The organism is Flavobacterium macrobrachii, from assembly GCF_014486675.1.
Lineage (GTDB): Bacteria > Bacteroidota > Bacteroidia > Flavobacteriales > Flavobacteriaceae > Flavobacterium > Flavobacterium macrobrachii.
Window position 1 is genome coordinate 1 of sequence record NZ_JACTAC010000068.1, and the last position, 19,956, is coordinate 19,956.

General features: G+C 32.5%; 14 protein-coding genes and 1 pseudogene. 5 read left to right on the forward strand and 10 right to left on the reverse strand.

Translation table 11 applies throughout. The features are described from left to right. Nucleotides 1–125 precede the first annotated feature (125 nt). From IAI56_RS12920 to IAI56_RS12940, 5 genes and pseudogenes are all read right to left on the reverse strand, one after another. Nucleotides 126–506, reverse strand: a pseudogene (locus IAI56_RS12920) (DNA cytosine methyltransferase); the annotation flags it as partial. Nucleotides 507–633: 127 nt separating this feature from the next. Beyond that, entirely contained in the window at nt 634–843 is a 210-nt protein-coding gene (locus tag IAI56_RS12925; protein WP_187658266.1) for a hypothetical protein, read from the reverse strand. Further along, nucleotides 840–1,604, reverse strand: a complete 765-nt coding sequence (locus IAI56_RS12930) for an HNH endonuclease (RefSeq protein ID WP_187658267.1) — start codon at nt 1,602–1,604, stop codon at nt 840–842. The genes IAI56_RS12925 and IAI56_RS12930 overlap by 4 nt, the downstream gene beginning before the upstream one ends. Continuing rightward, nucleotides 1,604–2,569, reverse strand: coding sequence for a DNA cytosine methyltransferase (locus IAI56_RS12935; protein ID WP_187658268.1), 966 nt, complete (start codon nt 2,567–2,569; stop codon nt 1,604–1,606). Before IAI56_RS12935 ends, IAI56_RS12930 begins: the two co-directional genes overlap by 1 nt. A 1,032-nt stretch (nt 2,570–3,601) precedes the next feature. Then, complete coding sequence (locus IAI56_RS12940) at nt 3,602–5,776, reverse strand: carboxy terminal-processing peptidase (RefSeq protein ID WP_187658269.1); 2,175 nt, start codon at nt 5,774–5,776, stop codon at nt 3,602–3,604. A 166-nt stretch (nt 5,777–5,942) separates the two neighbouring features. On the opposite strand from IAI56_RS12940, the gene surE reads away from it, so the two are divergent. From surE to IAI56_RS12960, 4 genes are all read left to right on the forward strand, one after another. Beyond that, nucleotides 5,943–6,713, forward strand: coding sequence for a 5'/3'-nucleotidase SurE (surE, locus tag IAI56_RS12945; RefSeq protein ID WP_187658270.1), 771 nt, complete (start codon nt 5,943–5,945; stop codon nt 6,711–6,713). Between the two features lie 72 nt (nt 6,714–6,785). Then, entirely contained in the window at nt 6,786–7,898 is a 1,113-nt protein-coding gene (lpxB, locus tag IAI56_RS12950; protein WP_187658271.1) for a lipid-A-disaccharide synthase, read from the forward strand. Nucleotides 7,899–7,946: 48 nt separating this feature from the next. After that, on the forward strand, nt 7,947–8,612 hold the full coding sequence (locus IAI56_RS12955) for a C40 family peptidase (RefSeq protein ID WP_239106943.1): 666 nt from the start codon (nt 7,947–7,949) through the stop codon (nt 8,610–8,612). 110 nt (nt 8,613–8,722) lie between these two features. Beyond that, complete coding sequence (locus IAI56_RS12960) at nt 8,723–10,684, forward strand: ComEC/Rec2 family competence protein (protein ID WP_239106944.1); 1,962 nt, start codon at nt 8,723–8,725, stop codon at nt 10,682–10,684. A gap of 43 nt (nt 10,685–10,727) precedes the next feature. Here the strand turns inward: IAI56_RS12960 and IAI56_RS12965 are convergent, their stop codons facing one another. The 5 genes from IAI56_RS12965 to IAI56_RS12985 form a co-directional block, all read right to left on the reverse strand. After that, nucleotides 10,728–11,195, reverse strand: coding sequence for a thioredoxin family protein (locus tag IAI56_RS12965; RefSeq protein WP_187658273.1), 468 nt, complete (start codon nt 11,193–11,195; stop codon nt 10,728–10,730). A gap of 51 nt (nt 11,196–11,246) precedes the next feature. Beyond that, entirely contained in the window at nt 11,247–12,758 is a 1,512-nt protein-coding gene (locus IAI56_RS12970; protein WP_187658274.1) for a peptide MFS transporter, read from the reverse strand. A 2-nt stretch (nt 12,759–12,760) separates the two neighbouring features. After that, complete coding sequence (locus IAI56_RS12975) at nt 12,761–14,419, reverse strand: peptide MFS transporter (protein ID WP_187658275.1); 1,659 nt, start codon at nt 14,417–14,419, stop codon at nt 12,761–12,763. A gap of 79 nt (nt 14,420–14,498) precedes the next feature. Continuing rightward, nucleotides 14,499–16,193: a peptide MFS transporter gene (locus tag IAI56_RS12980; protein WP_187658276.1), complete on the reverse strand. Its 1,695-nt coding sequence runs from the start codon at nt 16,191–16,193 to the stop codon at nt 14,499–14,501. 32 nt (nt 16,194–16,225) lie between these two features. After that, entirely contained in the window at nt 16,226–18,394 is a 2,169-nt protein-coding gene (locus tag IAI56_RS12985) for a S9 family peptidase (RefSeq protein ID WP_187658277.1), read from the reverse strand. Between the two features lie 533 nt (nt 18,395–18,927). Here IAI56_RS12985 and IAI56_RS12990 point away from each other — a divergent pair. Next, a partial coding sequence (locus IAI56_RS12990) for a DUF4397 domain-containing protein (RefSeq protein WP_187658278.1) occupies nt 18,928–19,956 on the forward strand: 1,029 nt, incomplete at its 3' end.

Genomic DNA, 19,956 nt, shown 5'->3' on the forward strand with positions numbered 1-19,956 from the left:
TTTCTGAATGTATTCGTTTGGTTTTTCGTATTCTACTTCTAAAAAATTAGGAAACAAACTATCAAAAACTATTTCGGCTTTGTTATCTCGTCCTATTGTAATACTTAAATCGTTTAATTTTCCCATTATAGTTTGTTGATTAGTCTTAATATTTCATTTGCAGTTGCTTGAATTGCAGGAACGGCGACGGAGTTGCCGAATTGTTTATAAGCAGATGCATCAGCAACTGGAATTAAAAATTCGTCAGGAAAGCCTTGTAATCTTGCCCATTCTCTTGGTGTCATTTTACGAATTCCTTCACGATTTACAGTTCCTTTGATGTGAGTTGTTGGTGTAAAATCAGTAATTCTGTGGTCTAAAACCAAGTTTCTTTCTCTTCCCATTCCGCCAACAACAATTGCGTTGCTTATTCCGTTATCGGGAATTATTGCGTAACCAAAACCATTTCCTTTTCCCTCGTGTCGTGCTTTGTGATTGACTAAAGTTTGTACGTATTGAGTAGAAAGAAAATATTGTGGGCGTGCCTTTTTGTGCCATCAAGTTTTGGCTAAAAAGCATATTTTGTATATGGCACAAAAAGTCGGGCTATCCGCTACAAGTCCTCGCTCGTTCCTCGCTGTGGGCTTTTCGCTACTATCCCTCACGCAATTCAAGCTCTGGAATACAACATTCAGTCCAACCAATCGCTTCATTAATCCCATTTATAAATGCTATTTTTTCTGCTTCAGAATTGAATGAATATTCCTTTATATTGTGCCTTAATTCATCATCTGTTAAAGTTTCATTATTGTATATTTTAGAAACTTGCTCTTTCCCAAATATTATTTTTAATGTGTATTTCATTTTTTAAAAATTTGATGATAATGATAGTCTAAAAATTCTTTAGATGGAAGAAATCTATCGGGTAAAATAATAGATTGATTTTCGTATTTTAAAAAGAAATCAGGAACAGCTTCATCTTTTTTGAAATCATCAAAATATTTCGAAACTTTTATTTTATAATCAGGCGTAATGGTTATAAAACCTTTATCGAAAGCTCTGTCGTGAATTGAATTTAGACATAAGCCATTATGAGGATTTAAGCGATTGTTTTCATCTTTTTTCCAAGGAACTATATGACTTGCTACTAAAAAATCAGAAATTGATAAGCCTGTGATACAACATTTTACATTGTATGATGAAAGTATTGTAGAACGGAAAAAGTTTTGATTTACTCTCTGTTTGATTATGGTTTCTCTTTCTGTTCCAAGTGGAAATTCGAAAACTCCATCATCAATAATTTCTTCAACTTTTTTATTTTGAAATTCAGCTATTAATAACTCGCTTTCGTAAGCCAATTTCTCCCAATTTCCATTAAATTCATTCCAAACAATTTCATCAAGTTTACTCCCATTTCCTAATCCAACAATTCCTTGTTTTTTTAATTCTGGGTCAAGCCTTCCAAAATTTCCAACTTTCATATTCAATGCAGAAGGACTTCTACCAATTATGTTGGCATATTTTATTATCGTAGGGTTAGTTTTGCTACTACTTTTGAATGGAATTTTACAATAAACATTAAAAGCAACAATCGTTTCTTCTTTTGTCCAATTATTACTTTTCATTATGCAACTTTTTGCGTTAGGGATTGAAGAGGAAATCCTTTTTGTGAGGAACGAACAAAAAGATTGGAACGGAAAGCCCGACCGAAGGGAACGCCCAAATATTTCTTTTCTTTAATGTCAGCAAAAGTTACTTTTTTGTCCAAAGGTTTTGGGTAATTAAATTCAGTAACATTTGTACTTGGATGAAATCCAACAATATAAATTCGTTCTCTATTTTGTGGAACGCCAAAATCTTTTGCATTTACAATTTGCGGTTCAGGGACAAAATAACCCAAATCGTTTCTTAAAACGTTTAAAATTGTTGCTAAAGTTTTTCCGCCATTATGGTTTCTTAAACCTTTTACATTTTCTAAAAATATTGCTTTGGGTTGTTTTCTTTTGATAATTTCGGCAACATCAAAAAATAATGTCCCTCTTGTATCTTCAAATCCTCCACGTTTTCCAGCAATCGAAAACGCTTGGCACGGAAAACCAGCACAAAGCAAGTCAAAACCGTCTGGAATAAATGCTTTAGTTTCTTCTTTTGTGATGTCACCAAATGGTCGTTCTCCAAAATTTGCTTTGTATGTTCGTTTTGCTTCTTTGTCCCACTCGCTTGTGAAAACACATTTTCCGCCAAGGTTTTGCATTGCTAAACGAAATCCGCCAATTCCAGCAAATAAATCGATAAATTTAAATTTAGGATTTTCAACTGGCGGAAATGGAATGTCAAAAGTGTCAAAAATCCCATATTGCAATGCTTCTTCCGCAACAATGTTTGAAATTTCTTCTTTTGGGTATTCGTATTGTAAAATTTCTTTTGTGTATTTTACTGCATCTTTTTTGAAAAATTGAGAAACACCATTTTTGCTATTGTGCAAAAAATGTGTAATAACCGCTTCCTTGTTGCTTTCAAGTTCAACAAGTTTTACTTTGTATTCTTTTTCAAATACTTTTTCAAGCGATATTTTTTCTTTAAGTTTCATTTTAATTTTAAAAAAAATTGAAATGCTAAAATACAAAAATTATGAGAAATGTTTTTTGTTTGTTTTTGATTTTATTGTAAGCTCAGTGTTTGTGATTAATTTGGTTAGTTTTGCCGATTTTTGAGGGTAAAAAACGCTTAGGTGCATTTTTCAACGATTAAGTATTGAACTGATTGATGGGGAAAATGGTTCAATAAATTATTTTGAATGATGGGATTATTTTGTGAGTTTGTTTTATAGATTAACCCTACGCAGGGCTTTGAACCCTGAGAGAGTTAGAAGCCAGCTCGCCTGTTGGGAAGCACTCCAGAAAAAGGGAATTGTATTTGTTGTAATGTTATCAGGTGTCGTTGCAATGGATATAAATGTTCAATGTAAGGCTATCAAAGTGGATTGTAACGTTGTGAAAATGCTTTGCAACGCATGTAATTGTCTTTCGAACGCGTGTAAATGGTCTTTGTAACGTTGTCAAAATGCAATGTAACGCTGTCAAAGTGCTTTGTAAGGTTGTCAAAACGGATTGCAACGCATGTAAATGTTAAATGTAACGTTGTCAAAGTGGATTGTAAGGCTGTCAAAGTGGTTCGAACGCATGTAAATGTCCTTTGTAACGCTGTCAAAGTGCTTTGTAACGTATGTAAATGTGGATTGTAAGCTTGTCAAAGTGCTTTGTAACGTTGTCAAAGTGGATTGTAACGCTGTCAAAACGCTTTGCAGCGCATGTAAATGTTAAATGTAAGGTTGTCAAAGTGGATTGTAACGTTGTCAAAATGCATTGTAAGGTTGTCAAAATGGATTGCAACGCATGTAAATATTCTTTGCAACGCATGTAGATTTTTTTGAGCAACAGTAGATTTTCTTTGTAATGCGTTTAATCTAATTTGTATTTGTGGAAAGTTAATTGGTTGAACTAGATGGTTTTATTTTAGTTGTTTTGTTGCGTTATGTTGTTCTGCCATTTTTGTTTAGCGATTGATAGGCATAAAAAAACCACTCGAAATGAGTGGTTTTTTGTTTGAGTTATAAATCAATTTATGACTTTACCATTTTTTCTTTAGTCACTTTATTGGTTACTTCTTTTTTACCAAAATTCATATCATTTAAAATATGTAGTGCTTCTTCGATGTATAAATCTTTGGATAAACTTTCGTGCCATCTGTCTCTTTTCTCTTTTAACAAAGCATCGTTTTTAACCATTTCATTTTCATAAGGCAAAGAACTGAATACTAACGAGTTTTTATAATCTGTAATTGGTTTGTACTTTTTATTGGTTTCATCCAATGCTTTTTGTTCTGCTTTGAATTTATCAATTTGAAGACTATAAACATTCTCGTTATTACGTTTTTCAAGCCATTTTGCGTTGTCTTCTATCAATTGCATTTGAGAATTATTTTCTAATCTTGCTTTACTTTGAGCAATTGCCAAATCGTAATTGTGTTGTTTATCCCAAACTTTATAGTTTGCTGCATCAATTTTATCCCAAGGCATTGCATTTTCAACATCTTTCTCACCCATTTTTAAGTAAGCATATTTGTCTGCCATAACTACATCACTTTTTACACCTTCACGTTGGGTTGAACCACCATTAATTCTGTAATATTTTTGAGTAGTTGTTTTCAAAGCTCCCAAATCGCCATAGGTTCCACCACGAATAAACTGGTTTAAATCGTAAAGATTTTGAACTGTTCCCTTTCCATAAGATTGTTTACTACCCACGATTACACCGCGTTTGTAATCTTGAATTGCTGCTGCCAAAATCTCTGATGCCGAAGCTGAAAATTCATTAATCATGACAACAAGCGGTCCATCCCATTGTACTTTTGCATCTCTATCAAAAAGAACATCTTTTTTTCCTTCCGCCGATTTAATTTGTACAATTGGACCTTGTTCAATGAATAAACCTGCAATATCTACAACTGTTTTTAATGAACCTCCGCCGTTATCACGAACATCCATCACAATTCCTTTTACGCCTTCAGCTTTTAATCGTTCTACTTCTTGTGCAACATCTTTTCCTGCATCGCGAGCGTTTTTATCTTCAAAATCGATATAGAATTTTGGCAAATAAATAACTCCATATTTGTTTCCATCAATGTTAACAACGCTCGACTTCACATAGGTTTCTTCAATTTCAACGGCATCTCTAACAATTGTAATCACTTTTATAGAACCATCTGGTTTTTTTACCGTAAGTTTTACTTCGGTTCCTTTTGGACCTTTAATTTTTTTCACCACATCGTCCAATCGCATTCCAACAACATCAACTGGTTCAGCATTAGCCTGTGCTACTTTCAAAATAATATCTCCTGCTTCAAGCTGTTTTCCTTTCCAAGCTGGTCCGCCAGAAATTAGTTCAGAGATTTTGGTGAAATCATTTTCTTTTTGAAGTCTTGCTCCAATTCCGTCAAATTTTCCACTCATACTAACATCAAAACGCTCTTTCTCTGTTGGCGCCATATAAGCAGTATGCGGATCAAATCTAGACGCAATTGCATTTACATAAACCGAAAACCAGTCATCGCGAGTTAAATCTTTAATAAAACCAAAGTAATCGTTTAATGATTTTAAAGTATTTTCGCGGGTTTCTTTTTCAAGTGTTTCAAAAGATTTTGGTGCTTGTTTTTCGGCTAAATCTTTATTATTTTTCTTGTCTTCTTCTAATTTTTGTTTTTCAACTAAGGAAGAAAGTGCCGAAAGTTTAACCTGTAAACGCCATCTTTCTTTTAACTCAGCTTTATTTTTGGCGTAAGGCAATTTTTCATAATCGGTATTAATGCTTTCGTCTTTTTTGTAATCAAAAGGTTTAGCCAAAGCATCTTGATAATACTCTTTGCTTTCTTTCATTCTTTCCATCAACCTTGTATAAGTTAAATCAAAGAAAGTTAAATCTTTATTATTAATTTGTTCATCCAATTGGGTTTCAAATTTGGCAAACTCCTCAATATCCGATTGTAAAAAGAAACGTTTTGACGGATCTAATGCTTCTAAATAATCTTTGTAAACACCTTTTGAAAAAGCATCATCTATAGCTGATGGACTGTAATGACCCCGTTCGATAACAAAAGTCAACAACTCTATTAGTAGTTTATCTTTTTCTGGATCTGATTGTTTCTCTCTTGGAATAAAACTCCATAAGGCAACCGACAAGGCTGCAATTACCAGGAGAACTCTATAATTTCTTTTCATAAATTGCAAAATAACATTCATTAATTTTTTGTCTAAAGTACATAAAAAACTATGCCAATATTCTTTTGGAACAGCTAATTTTTTGTTAAACGATTTCTATTCATTACTCAATTTGTCCAAAGTTAAAAAAATTGTTACGTAATTTGACGTTAATTTTGGTTAATTTTGCCTTAATTGAATAAACAACATGAGTAAAAAACCTTTAATTCTGGTTACAAACGACGATGGAATTACAGCTCCAGGCATTAGAAACTTAATTGCCGTTATGGCAGAAATTGGCGAAGTTGTAGTAGTTGCTCCCGATAGTCCACAAAGCGGAATGGGACATGCTATAACAGTAAACAATACTTTGTATCTCAATAAAATTTCTGCCGAAAATGCCTCAATAACCGAATACAATTGTTCTGGAACTCCAGTAGATTGCGTCAAACTTGCCGTACATGAAATTCTAAAATGCAAACCAGATTTGTGTGTTTCAGGAATTAATCACGGTTCAAATTCTTCTATAAATGTAATTTACTCCGGAACGATGAGCGCTGCTGTTGAAGCTGGAATTGAAGGAATTCCAGCTATTGGTTTTTCACTTGCTGATTTTAGCTGGAATGCTGATTTTGAAGCAACCAAACCATTTATCAAGAAAATTGCACTTCAAGTTTTGGAGCATTCTATTCCTGACGGAACGGTTTTGAACGTTAATTTCCCCAAATTAAAAGGCGAAGATATCAAAGGAATTAAAATTTGTCGTCAAGCAAAAGCGCGATGGATGGAACGTTTTGATAAAAGACAAACGCCTTATGGCAAAGATTATTATTGGTTAACTGGAGAATTTGTCAATCAAGATAAAGGCGAAGACACCGATGAATTTGCACTCGCTAATGGCTATGTTTCTGTTGTTCCAGTACAATTTGATATGACAGCACATCACGCTATTCAACAATTGAATACTTGGGATTTTTAAATTAAAACCAATAAAAATGACACGAGCGAGAGCGACTGCATTTATTACCTATAAAAAATAAACACGCAAAAAATGAAATATTATATCATTGCTGGCGAAGCTTCGGGCGATTTACATGGTTCCAATTTAATGCGTGCTTTGTATCAAGAAGATACCAATGCCGACATTCGATTTTGGGGTGGAGATTTAATGCGAGAAGTTGGCGGAACTTTAGTAAAACACTATCGTGATTTAGCTTTTATGGGTTTTGCCGAAGTAGTAATGAATTTAAAAACCATTTTAAATAATATTAAATTTTGCAAAAATGACATTGAAAAATTCAATCCCGATGTCATTATTTTCATTGATTATCCTGGTTTCAATATGCGAATTGCTCGATGGGCAAAACAAAAAGGCATCAAAACTCATTATTATATTGCGCCACAAATTTGGGCTTGGAAAGAAAATCGTATCAAAGCCATCAAAAGAGATTTTGACAAATTATTTGTTATTCTTCCGTTTGAGAAAGATTTTTTTGAAGTAAAACATAATTTTCCTGTTGATTTTGTTGGCCATCCGCTGATTGATGCTATTCATAATCGAAAGAAAACCGATGAAATTCAATTTAAGAAAGAAAATAATCTTGATGAAAAACCAATCATAGCACTACTTCCTGGAAGCAGAAAACAAGAGATTTCAAAAATGCTTTCGGTGATGCTAAGCGTTGTCAATGATTTTACCGACTATCAATTTGTCATTGCTGGTGCGCCAAGTCAGGAATTTGAATTTTACAAACAATTTTTAACTACCCAAAATGTAAAATTTGTTTCCAATAAAACGTATGATTTATTGAGCATTTCAACCGCAGCATTGGTTACATCTGGCACAGCAACACTAGAAACTGCCTTATTTAAAGTTCCAGAAGTGGTTTGTTACAAAGGCAATTGGATTTCGTATCAAATCGCCAAAAGGATTATTACTTTAAAATACATTTCGCTGGTTAATTTAATTATGGACAAACAAGTTGTAACCGAGCTAATTCAAGACGATTGCAACCCAAAAAGAATTAAAGAAGAACTTGCTAAACTATTAGAAATTGATCATCGAAATCATGTTTTAGCTGAATATGACATTTTAGAAAGCAAACTCGGTGGTATTGGTGCTAGTCAAAAAACTGCCCAATTAATTGTTAAAGAAATTCTATAATTTTCGGTTATTGTTATTTTTTTCTAAATTTGCAAAAAGACATTTTTTTTGGCAAAACTAAAATACATAGCTATAATTTTACTGATTTTAACAATCAGCAGTACTGCATTGGCTCAATCTGGTAAAATAGTTACTTCCAAAGAACAAGCCATAAAAAAAGGAATTTACGCTTCGCCTTTATCCGATAATGCTGTTGCTACTACTTCTATCGAAAAAGTGAAAAGCGAAAAGCCAAAATCTTCCAACAGAAAAGAAGCTAAAAAGAAGGAAAACAAATCATCTATCATCAACACTACTAACGATGATGACATTCTAATTGACGAAGAAAGCAATTATTTAATTGAACAATTAATCAACAATGCATCTGATAATTTAGGCACAAGATATCGTGGTGGTGGAACTTCAAAAGATGGCTTTGATTGTTCTGGATTGATGTTTTCTACGTTTAAAAAATTTGATATTACTCTGCCTCGTTCGTCTCATGAAATGGCAAAAATTGGTAGGATTTTAAATCAAGACGAATATAAAGTTGGCGATTTAATTTTCTTCAAAACCGTAAGCAAACGTATTTCTCACGTAGGAATGATAACTGAAATTAATGGAGATGAAATTAAATTTATCCATTCTTCAACTAGCTTAGGTGTAATTGTTTCTTCAACTAAAGAAGCTTACTATCAAAGAACTTTCGCACAGGTAAATCGTATCTTAGATTAATTTTCTTGCAAATATAAAAATAATCATGTAGCTTAGTCTTCATGAAATTTTTACATTTTCCTTTAACAAAAATTACAATTGGTTTTATAACTGGCATTCTATTATTTTCGATGCTGGATATAAGTCCAAAGTTATCTTTTGCTCTTCTTTCGCTGAGTTTAATTTTGTTATTTGTTTCTCATATAATTAAAAAGAAAACAGAACAATTTCATTTTTTATTCGGGGTTTTCACGCTTACATCTTCTATCTTTTTGGGAATTTCAACCGCAACAATCCACAAAGAGACTTTTAATCCAAAGCATTATATTCACCAAATTCCTGATGTAAATCAAAATCTAAACTACAGCGTTTTACTTGATGAAAAACTCAAGAATACGAAAAAAAACTACCGATATGTAGCAAAAATCAAATCAATTGAAAACCAAGAAAGCTATGGTAAAATAATTGTAAACTTCCCAATAGACCGCAATTTAAAAAGAATAAAAATTGGGGATTTAGCAACTCTTAGTGGAACATTTTACAGCAATAAATCTCCTTTTAATCCCAATCAATTTGACTATGGAAATTATTTGGAAAACCAAGAAATCTATGGTCAAATTTATGCCAAACCCGAAACGGTAAAAACAATTGGTCATGAAAATTCGATTTGGATATTTTTCTCGAATTATAGAGAAAAAATCATTGAAGTTTTTCAAAAATCAAGCTTAAGCAAAGAAGAATTAACGGTTTTTATTGCATTGCTCCTTGGTCAACAACAAGATATTTCTCCTGAAATCTTGAAAGATTATCAATATGCTGGCGCTGTTCATATTTTGTCAGTTTCGGGCTTACATGTTGGATTAATTATGGGTTTTATCATGTTCTTGCTTCGTTCAGTTCCTAATTCAAAAAAAGGAAAAGCAACCAAGTTATTGATTATTCTTTTATCATTATGGTCGTTTGCTGTTTTAGCTGGATTATCGCCATCGGTTGTTCGCTCGGTAACCATGTTTTCGTTTTTAGCCATTGGAACCAATTTAGGCAGAACGGTAAATATGTATCACACTCTATTGGTTTCGATGTTTTTAATTTTATTAGTAAAACCATCGTTTCTCTATGATGTAGGTTTTCAATTGAGTTATCTTGCTTTGTTCTTCATTGTTTGGGTTGACCCTCTTTATGCCAAAATTTGGGTTCCAAAAAACAGTGTTATCAACTATTTTTGGAAAATTATCTGCATGTCAACATCGGCACAAATTGGCGCAATGCCGTTGAGTATTTTTTATTTTCATCAGTTTCCGGGATTATTTTTCTTAACCAATATTTTAATCATACCATTGTTAAGTGTCGTTATGGCAATTGGTGTTTTTTCATTACTATTTGCTTGTTTTGGATTTGTACCAATGTTTGTTATCAAACCTTTGGAATGGTCAATCTGGTTGCTAAATGCAATCATTCATTGGGTTGCATCATTTGAAAGTTTTGTCATTAAAAACATTTCGTTTTCTGAATCGATGCTTTGGATTTCCTATTTTGTAATTATTGGATGGATTTTATGGTTCAAAAAAGCAACTTTTCCTCGATTAGTGTTTGGTATATTGAGTTTACTCGTACTTCAATTTGTTTTTATTTTTCAAAAAATGGAAACACAAACTGGACAAGAAGGAATTGTTTTCAATAGCCGAAAAAATACGATTATAACTGAACGAAATGGTGAGAATGTAACTATTTATGCAAACGACAGTATTTTGACGACTATTGATAAAAATATTGCAGTTCAGTCTTATTTGGTTGGAAATTTTTGCAAAATTCAGAAAAAGCAAATACTTGAAAACTTACTTTACATCAACAACAAAAAGGTTTTAATCATCGACAGTTCATCGATTTATAATCCCAAAATTCAACCTGATATTTTGGTTATTATTACATCGCCAAAGATAAATTTGTCTAGAGTTTTGCAATACTACAAACCAAAAGTCATTATTGCTGATGGTTCTAATTTTAAAAGTTACAGCAAACTTTGGGAAGCAACGTGTAGAAAAGAAAAAATCCTTTTCCATAACACGCATGAAAAAGGATTTTATAAATTTTAGTTCGACACCTTTCTTTCAAAGAAATTCAAATTGACTTATTGAATTACGATTTTTTATTAGCTAAAATTTGGTTAGCTCCAGCAATCCAAGCTTCTGGTCCGCCTGCAACATAACCTGTTTTTCCTAACTGTTCAAAGTTTACTTTGCCATCTTTTTGAGTTACATTAGCCAACCAAATTGTTGGATAACCTTGTACTGCAAATAGCTGTTGCAATTCAAAATTTTGCTTTTGAAGTTCTGGTTTCATTGGCGTTTTTCTTGGGAAATCCAATTCAACTAAAACTACATTATCTTTTGCCCATTTTGCAAATTCTGGTTTTTTCATCACTTCGTTTTGTAAACGAATGCACCATCCGCACCAATCACTTCCTGTGAAAAACAACAACAAAGGTTTTTTTGATTTTTTTGAAACTTCAATTGCTTTGTTGATATCAGTTTCCCAAGTTAACTCTTGGGCTTGTATTGTAAACGATCCTAAAACTAAGAATAACGTTAAGACTATTTTTTTCATTGTGAATAATTTTTTTCAAATATAACAAAAAGAATGCCAAACAGTAAACAACTATTTTACGTCTTGCATCAATTTTTTAACTAATGGTGAAATGACAATTAATACAATTCCAGCAATTAAAGCATAAATCGCCAACTGCTCATAGCCATCAGCATAAGTATTTAGTTTTTCTAAATTGGTTGCATTTTCAGAAGCTTCGGCTATGTTTGCGCCTAACAATCCAGCGAAATATTGACCATAAGCACTTGCTAAAAACCACATTCCCATGATAACGGCTTGAGTTTTTTGTGGTGATAATTTTGTCATGGCTGACATTCCGATTGGCGATAGACAAAGCTCTCCAAATGTGATAATAAACCATCCGAAAGTGAAAATTCCTAATGAAGTTCTTCCGTTTAAATCGGCAAAGAATTTAGTATAATAAAAAATCCAAAATCCAGCTGCTAAAAATATAAAAGCTAAACCAAATTTAATAACTGTATTAGGTTCGATTTTTCTTTTAGCCATCCAAAGCCAAACTAATCCAACTAATGCTGCAAAACCAATTACAAATAATGAATTAGCAGAATTATTCACTCCATTTGGACTTAACTGAATTCCTGCAATTTCATTATTCAAATTATTAGCTGCAAACAAACTTAATGAACCACCGCTTTGCTCAAAAAATGCCCAGAAGAAAATAGAAAAAATGATAAAAATCAACGCTGCCAAAAGTTTTTTATTTTCGACTGAAGAAAAATTCTTCATTTCATAAAACAAATACAACACTGAAGCTGGACCAATAAACATCATAAAATAATCGGTATATTCAGTATTGGCAACCATTACTATAATAACTGGAACAATCGCTAACGAACCTATAAAAGTCAACATTTCGTATAACTTCTTTTTTGATTTCTCCATATCTAACAATGGTGATAACCCAATGTTGCCGAGGCTTTTTTGCGTTTGAGTAAACGTTAGTAAGCTGATAATCATTACAACTGCTGCAAATCCAAAACCAACATTCCATCTAAGATTTTCAGGAACTAATGACTGCCAAAGCGAACCTTCGGCAACCGCAATACAAATATATCCGCCAATTAAAGCTCCTAGATTTACTCCCATATAAAAGAATGAAAAACCAGCATCACGCCTTGGATCGCCATCACGGTATAATTGACCAACCATTGAGGAAATATTTGGCTTAAAAAATCCTGTTCCAACAATTGTAAAACCAATTCCTATAAAAAAGAAATTTTTTGGATCGACAGCAAGAATTACACTTCCTATAATCATCAAAATTCCTCCCCAAAAAAGTGATTTTCTTAATCCAAGAATTTTATCAGCAAATAATCCGCCAATAAATGTAAAGGCATAAACCCAAGCTTGAGTTGCACCATATTGTAGATTGGCAACCTTTTCATTCATTCCTAAATGTTGTACCATAAAAACAACTAACATGCCGCGCATTCCATAAAAACAAAAACGTTCCCACATTTCGGAGAAGAATAAATACCAAAGTTGTTTTGGATATTTTCCTTTAAAATCTTGAATTTGGTCGATAGTTAGATTTTTTTCCATACTTAATTAATTCCGTGATCTTTCATTACCTTGTTTAGATTTTTCACTAAAGCAAACATTAATAGTGTTGCAAACATTAATAGTCCGAAGTTTACCCAAAAGAAATTAGCTTTGTCATCATATTGATCCCACATACTTGCTAAAACTCCTGATAATTTATTTCCGATGGAAGTTGATAAAAACCATCCGCCCATCATTAAAGCTGTGATGTTTTTTGGTGATAATTTAGAAACAATTGACAATCCCATCGGACTTAAAAATAACTCTCCAATAGTGATAATTCCATAATTGGCAACCAACCACCAAACCGATACTTTCTCGGTTCCATTGTTTCCAATATGAACTGCTGCAACCATCACTAAAACCGATAAAGCGGAAATTAATAATCCGAAAGCAATTTTTGTTGGTGTTGATGGCTCTTTTTTTCTGCTTCGCAAATAAGTGAAAAATGCAACAATTAAAGGTGTCAAAATGATAACCCAACCTGGATTTATTGATTGACTTAAATTGGTTGCCCAAAGTGATACCTTTGAACCTTCATTTGGTTTATTCTCTTCGGCAACATTTCTAAAATATACTGGATAATTTACTTCTTTTTTTACCACTCCGTTTTCTTTTTGCAATCGGAAACTAGAGTCATATAATTCAGTTGAATCTTTTTTGAATTCAACATCTTTGGATAACTTTAAACTACTAAAAACGGTTTGTGTTGTTCCTGTAATTTCTCTATCAGTATATCTATCTGCCCATGTTGTTAACGCTGAACCATTAAGTTTAAAAACTGCCCAAAATAATATTACAACCGCAAAAATAGAAAGTAAAGCTCCTATTTGTCTTTTCTCATCAACTTTAGCTTTGAAATATAAACTTCCATAAAAATAAATTACCGGAATACAGGCAAATATAAACGCATCAGTACTATCCGAACCGAAAATAGCGCTATCTAAATTTACATCCGATTGAACACCTTTTATCAACCAACCAATAATTCCAAAAACTACCGATGGAACAAGGATATACAAAACAATTTTATAAAATGGCATATCGCCTTGTTGAATTCCTTTCTTTTCGGTTTTGTCGCCATAGTGTTTTGTTCCTAAAAGGAATACAATTACACCGATAAACATTCCAACTCCAGCTGCCATAAACGCATATTGCCAACCTAAAAGGATTTGCAAAGCGGCACCAAAGAAGTTACAAATGAAAGCTCCAACGTTAATTCCCATATAGAAAATATTGTATCCTTCGTCTTTTTTCTCTTTATATTTATCTTCGTTATAAAAATTTCCTAAAAGCGTAGAAATATTAGGTTTGAAAAATCCATTACCTACAATTACCAATGTCATAGCAATGTAAAGCATCACAATATCATGAATTCCCATCATAAAATAACCTGCACCCATCATTATTCCACCAAGAACAATTGACTTTTTATAACCCAAATACCTATCTGCAACTAATCCGCCAATAAAAGGCGTTAAGAAAACCAAAGCGATGAAAGTTCCATACAAATCCGAAGCTTCTTTTTCGGTCATGGCAAATCCTGCTTCGACATCTTTTAGATAAAGCGTAAAAATTCCGATCATTAAATAGTAACCAAAACGTTCCCACATTTCGGATAAAAACAAATAAGGCAATGCTTTAGGATGACTTTTCCACATAATTTATAAGATATTAAAATAACAAACCTACAAGGATTTCTTGTAGGTTTGAAAGATATAAAAATATTTTTAATTGTGATTATCTCACACCGTGCATCATTTTTTTGATAACTGGTGTTAATAAGAATAAAATTAATGATGCAATTCCACAAAGTACAACAAACACCATGAAGAATTCATATAAATTAGTGATTTCGAAACCAGCAAATGAATGGTTATAAGCACTAATTTGATTAGCGTCTAAAAGTTTTAATTGTTCTGGTGTTGGCGTAATGGTTTTATCCAAAATTCCTTGTAAATCAATTCCAAGTTCAGAAGCTTTTTTGAATTTATCTCCAGTTGCAGGAAGAATTGAACCTAAAGTTCCAGACAAAGCATATCCTGCTGCACTCGAAATAAAGAAAACACCATAAGCCAATGATGCAAAACGTTTTGGAGCTAATTTACCAACTAACGATAAACCAATTGGCGACAAACATAACTCTGCAAAAGTTTGAATTAAATATAATAAAATCAACCACTTAATAGCTAACAAACCTGTATTTCCTAAATCTTTTACATTGTGTGCAATGATAAAATAACTTACAGCAATTAACAATAAACCTATCGATTGTTTTACTGTAGAAAGTGGTTCGCTATTTTTTGCTCTTAATTTATCCCACAAAACACTAAATGGAAAAGCAAAAATTACAACGAACAAACCGTTAAATATTTGAACCATTGATGCAGGCATTTGCCAACCAAAAAGAAAAGTTCTATCCGTTTGATTATCAGCAATAAAAGTCAAAGACGAACCTGCTTGTTCAAAAGCTGCCCAAAAGAAAATAATAAAAAATGACATGATATAGATAACCCAAATTCTGTCAGTTTCTACTTTTGTTAAGGTACTATCCATTAAAATTAATGCTGCAAGCGAAACTCCACTAGCGTAGATTATTGGATAAATTATTGTTTTTACAACATTGTCACCTTCTGTAAAATAATTAAAAATGAAGAACACAATAGCAAAAATTATAACTGCTTTAAATATCGAAGCCATTGAAAACTCCGCTTTTTGCGATTCACCTTCTTCGTAATCAGCAGTATCATTTCCTGATGGTAATCCACCAATTGGTTTTCCTTCTGGTGTAACTACATATTTATTTTTTAAGAAAAAGAAAATTGCTGTTCCCAAAATCATTGCGATTGACGCTGCCAAAAATCCCCATTTGAAAGCATGTACATCTCTAATTCCACCAGAGTCTTTAACATCTCCAATTAATGGACAAATAAATTGACCTAAAAAAGCACCAATATTGATTCCCATGTAGAAAATTGTAAAAGCAGTATCCAATTTAGATTTTTCTTGTTTTGGATATAAACTTCCTACCATTGATGAAATATTTGGTTTAAAAAATCCATTACCAAAAACAATGATACCTAATGCTGACCACATTAATGTATTGGCTAATCCTAAATTTGTACTGAAAACACTAGCACTAAAGAATAGCATCATTTGTCCGATTGCCATCATTACACCACCAATCATGATACAATTTCTGTTTCCAAAGAAACGGTCAGAGATAAATCCACCAAGCATTGGCGTTAAATAACAAAGACCAAGAAATCCACCGTAAATAATCGATGCTTCTTCTTCTTTCATCATCAACGAATTCACCATAAAAAGGGTTAAAATCGCTCGCATTCCATAGAAGTTGAACCTTTCCCACATTTCGGTTCCGAATAGTACCCAAAGTCCTTTTGGATGACCTGTTTTTACTGTAGTTTCACTCATAAATATTGGTTTAATTTTTGTTGGTTTGTTGATTATAATTTCTCTTTAATGTAATTTGTCATTTTGTTATACAACTGAATTCTGGTTTTACCTCCATAAATTCCGTGATTTTTGTCAGGATAAATTGCCCAATCGAATTGTTTGTTGGCTTGAACTAATGCTTCAATCATTTGCATTGAATTCTGAACATGGACGTTATCATCGGCTGTTCCGTGAATTAATAAAAAGTTTCCTTTTAATTTATTCACATGATTTATTGGCGAATTATCGTCATAACCGCTTGCATTCTCTTGTGGTGTTGTCATGTATCTTTCAGTGTAAATGCTATCATAAAATCTCCAATTAGTTACTGGGGCAACAGCAATTGCCATTTTGAAAACATCAGCACCTTTGAACAAACAGTTGCTCGACATAAATCCACCATACGACCAGCCAAATATACCAATTCTAGATTTATCTACATAAGCATAATTTCCAATAACTTTTGCAGCATCAATTTGATCTTCAACTTCAAATTTTCCTAACTCTTTTTGAGTACATTTCTTGAAATCGGCACCTTTGTAACCTGTTCCACGACCGTCAACACAAACTGTAATATATCCTTGTTGAGACAACATCATAAACCACATATCGTTTGTATCCAACCAGTTATTAGCCACTTCTTGTGAACCTGGACCAGAATATTGATACATAAAAACTGGATATTTTTTATTAGCATCAAAATCTTTTGGTTTAATCATCCAAGCATTTAACTTGTGACCTTTTTCTGTAGTTAATTCGAAAAACTCTTTTGTTGGCAAATCATATTTTTTAATTTTTTCTACTAAAGGAGTATTATTTACAATTTCTTGCGCTTGTTTTCCGTCTTTTGAACTGTTCAAAGTATAAGTTGGCGGAGTTGTAACACTAGAATAAGTGTTGATGTAATAAGTGAAATCCGGACTAAAAGTCGCGCCATTTGTTCCCACTTGTGAAGATAATTTCACTTTCTTTTTTCCGTCAAGCGAAATTTTATAAACGTCTCTTACTGTTGATCCATTTTCTACTGATTGATAGAAAACTGTTTTTGTTTTTTCATCAAAACCATAGTAAGAAGTCACTTCCCATTTTCCTTTGGTCACTTGGTTTTTTAATTTTCCAGTTTTATCGTATAAATAAATATGATTGAAACCATCTTTTTCTGATGTCCAAATAAAACTATTGTCTTTTAAGAATGTCAAATTATCGGTTACATCAACATAGGCTTTGTCTTTTTCGTTCAAAATCACTTTTGGAGTTCCTATAGTTCCATCAACAAAAATCAAATCTAAATTGTCTTGGTGACGGTTTAACACTTGCGCAGACAAAATATTTGCATCATTTGTCCATTTCATTCTTGCAATATAAAAATCAGAGTAGTTTCCTAAATTGATTTTCTTCGCTGATTTACTTCCTACTTCAAAAATATGTAATGAAACTTCAGAATTTTTTTCTCCAGCTTTTGGATATTTGAAAGTTTGTGATGTTGGATACAAATCTTTTTGATACATATCCATAGAAAATTGTGGCACTTTACTTTCGTCAAATCTAATGAAAGCTAACTTTTTACTATCTGAACTCCAATCAAAAGCTCTTACAAAGGCAAATTCTTCTTCGTAAACCCAATCCGTAATTCCGTTAATGATTTCGTTTTTCTTTCCGTCAGTAGTTACTTGAGTGATTGCTTTTGACGCAATATCATAGATAAACAAATCGTTTTCTTTAGCATAACCAATTTTAGTTCCGTCTGGAGAAAACGTTGGCTCTTGCACATTTTCTAAAACTTTAGTCAATTCTTTTGTGGCAAGATTATATAAATAATAAGTAGCTGTAAACGAATGACGGAAAATTGGAGAAGTGTTATTTGCAATTAAAATTTGCTTTTCATCATTGCTAAAAGTATAGCTATCAATCCCATCGGCTAAATCAGTATGCGATTTAGTATCTAATAATGTAGCAACTTTTTTTAGCGTAGCAAAATCATATAAGTCAATCTGCTGACTTCTCGAAGTTCTATCGGTGTTTAGAACTGTATATTGATTTGTGTTTTTCATGGACTGTAATGCATCCATTCCTTTGGTACGAAACTCACCTCTATAAATTTCTTCTACTGTAATTTTTTGCTGTGCTGTTGCCGAGAAAAGAGATGCAACAAAAAGGACCATCAGTTGTATTGACTTCATGTATTTTGTGTATTTTAAAAAACCGTCAATTTTAGTGAAATTTTTATAAATATAAGCACTATTTTATGTTAAAAACGCTTTTACAAAATTAACATGTCTCAAGCAATAGTATTATTAAATGCCTTTAGAACTGTTTTATCATATTTACAATTCATTTTGTCCTCATTCCAAAAGCATTATTCCTTTTTTCAATTAATTTAGTGCATATAACTAAAGTATTTATCATTTTTTCAATTCATTTTACACCTATAACATCAAGATGAATAGCTTTATATATTGATTTTACTCCTACTGAAGTCTATATTTTCTAAACTGTTTAATATCAAACATCTAATTTCAGTGACTTGCCTATTAATAAAATAAATTAAAGCTACTATTTTACTGGTGTTTTAAAAAAATAATATTAGAAATCTTGTTTTCAATGCTTTACATTAGTTAAAATTTTCATAACAAAATCGTTTTTTAATGTTTTATTAACGTTTTAACAAATGACTAATATTACTTTTATAATGTTAAACAAAAATTAAACAACTATGAAAAAAATTACTAATCTATGTAAATTGTTAATCCTATTTGGCATTACGTTTACTTACGCACAAACCGCACGAGTGCAAGTCATTCACAACTCACCCGACTTAGCGGCACAAGAAGTTGATGTGTACATTAATGGTACAATCGCATTGGATAATTTTGCTTTTAGAACGGCTACTCCATTTATCGATTTACCTGCGCACGCACCAATTACTATTGATGTTGCACCAGCTAGTAGTACATCAGTTTTAGAGACACTATCTACAACTACTACGACATTAACTGCAGGTGAAACCTATATTATTGTTGCTAATGGTATCGTTAGTCCAAGTGGTTATTCTGTTGCACCAAATTTTGCTTTAAGTGTTTACAGTAGTGGTCGTGAAGGAACACCTGTTCTAACAAATACTGATGTTTTAGTAGCACATGGTTCTCCAGATGCTCCAACAGTTGATGTTGTTGAAACAGGTGTTGGCGCTGGAACAATAGTTAATAATTTAGCTTATGGTACTTTTTCTAATTATTTAGAGTTAGAAACAGCCAATTATGTATTAGATGTTAGAGATGAAACTGGTACAGTTAGTGTAGCTAGATATTCAGCTCCTTTAAGTGATTTATTTTTACAATCCGATGCTATAACAGTTGTAGCGAGTGGTTTTTTAAATCCTGCCAACAATAGTGATGGACCTGAATTTGGGTTATGGGTTGCAAAAGCAACTGGTGGAGCACTAATTCCATTGCCTTTGTACAATCCAACTGCCAAAGTACAAGTAATCCATAATTCCCCTGATGCTATCGCAGCCGAAGTGGATGTATATATCAATGGAGATTTAGCTCTAGATAATTTTGCCTTTAGAACTGCAACACCATTTATAGAATTACCAGCAGAAACTTCGATAAGTATTGATATCGCACCTTCTACTAGTTCTTCTTCAAGTGAAAGTATTTATAATTTAACAACTTCTTTAGCTGCTGATGAAACCTATATAATAGTTGCTAATGGAATTGTGAGCCCAACAGGATACAGTGTA

What these genes read in the sequence shown, in the direction of transcription:
- IAI56_RS12925 (WP_187658266.1), bottom strand. Translation starts at nt 843, where the DNA reads ATGAAATACACATTAAAAATAATATTTGGGAAAGAGCAAGTTTCTAAA.
- IAI56_RS12930 (WP_187658267.1), bottom strand. Translation starts at nt 1,604, where the DNA reads ATGAAAAGTAATAATTGGACAAAAGAAGAAACGATTGTTGCTTTTAAT.
- IAI56_RS12935 (WP_187658268.1), bottom strand. Translation starts at nt 2,569, where the DNA reads ATGAAACTTAAAGAAAAAATATCGCTTGAAAAAGTATTTGAAAAAGAA.
- IAI56_RS12940 (WP_187658269.1), bottom strand. Translation starts at nt 5,776, where the DNA reads ATGAATGTTATTTTGCAATTTATGAAAAGAAATTATAGAGTTCTCCTG.
- surE (WP_187658270.1), top strand. Translation starts at nt 5,943, where the DNA reads ATGAGTAAAAAACCTTTAATTCTGGTTACAAACGACGATGGAATTACA.
- lpxB (WP_187658271.1), top strand. Translation starts at nt 6,786, where the DNA reads ATGAAATATTATATCATTGCTGGCGAAGCTTCGGGCGATTTACATGGT.
- IAI56_RS12960 (WP_239106944.1), top strand. Translation starts at nt 8,723, where the DNA reads ATGCTGGATATAAGTCCAAAGTTATCTTTTGCTCTTCTTTCGCTGAGT.
- IAI56_RS12965 (WP_187658273.1), bottom strand. Translation starts at nt 11,195, where the DNA reads ATGAAAAAAATAGTCTTAACGTTATTCTTAGTTTTAGGATCGTTTACA.
- IAI56_RS12970 (WP_187658274.1), bottom strand. Translation starts at nt 12,758, where the DNA reads ATGGAAAAAAATCTAACTATCGACCAAATTCAAGATTTTAAAGGAAAA.
- IAI56_RS12975 (WP_187658275.1), bottom strand. Translation starts at nt 14,419, where the DNA reads ATGTGGAAAAGTCATCCTAAAGCATTGCCTTATTTGTTTTTATCCGAA.
- IAI56_RS12980 (WP_187658276.1), bottom strand. Translation starts at nt 16,193, where the DNA reads ATGAGTGAAACTACAGTAAAAACAGGTCATCCAAAAGGACTTTGGGTA.
- IAI56_RS12985 (WP_187658277.1), bottom strand. Translation starts at nt 18,394, where the DNA reads ATGAAGTCAATACAACTGATGGTCCTTTTTGTTGCATCTCTTTTCTCG.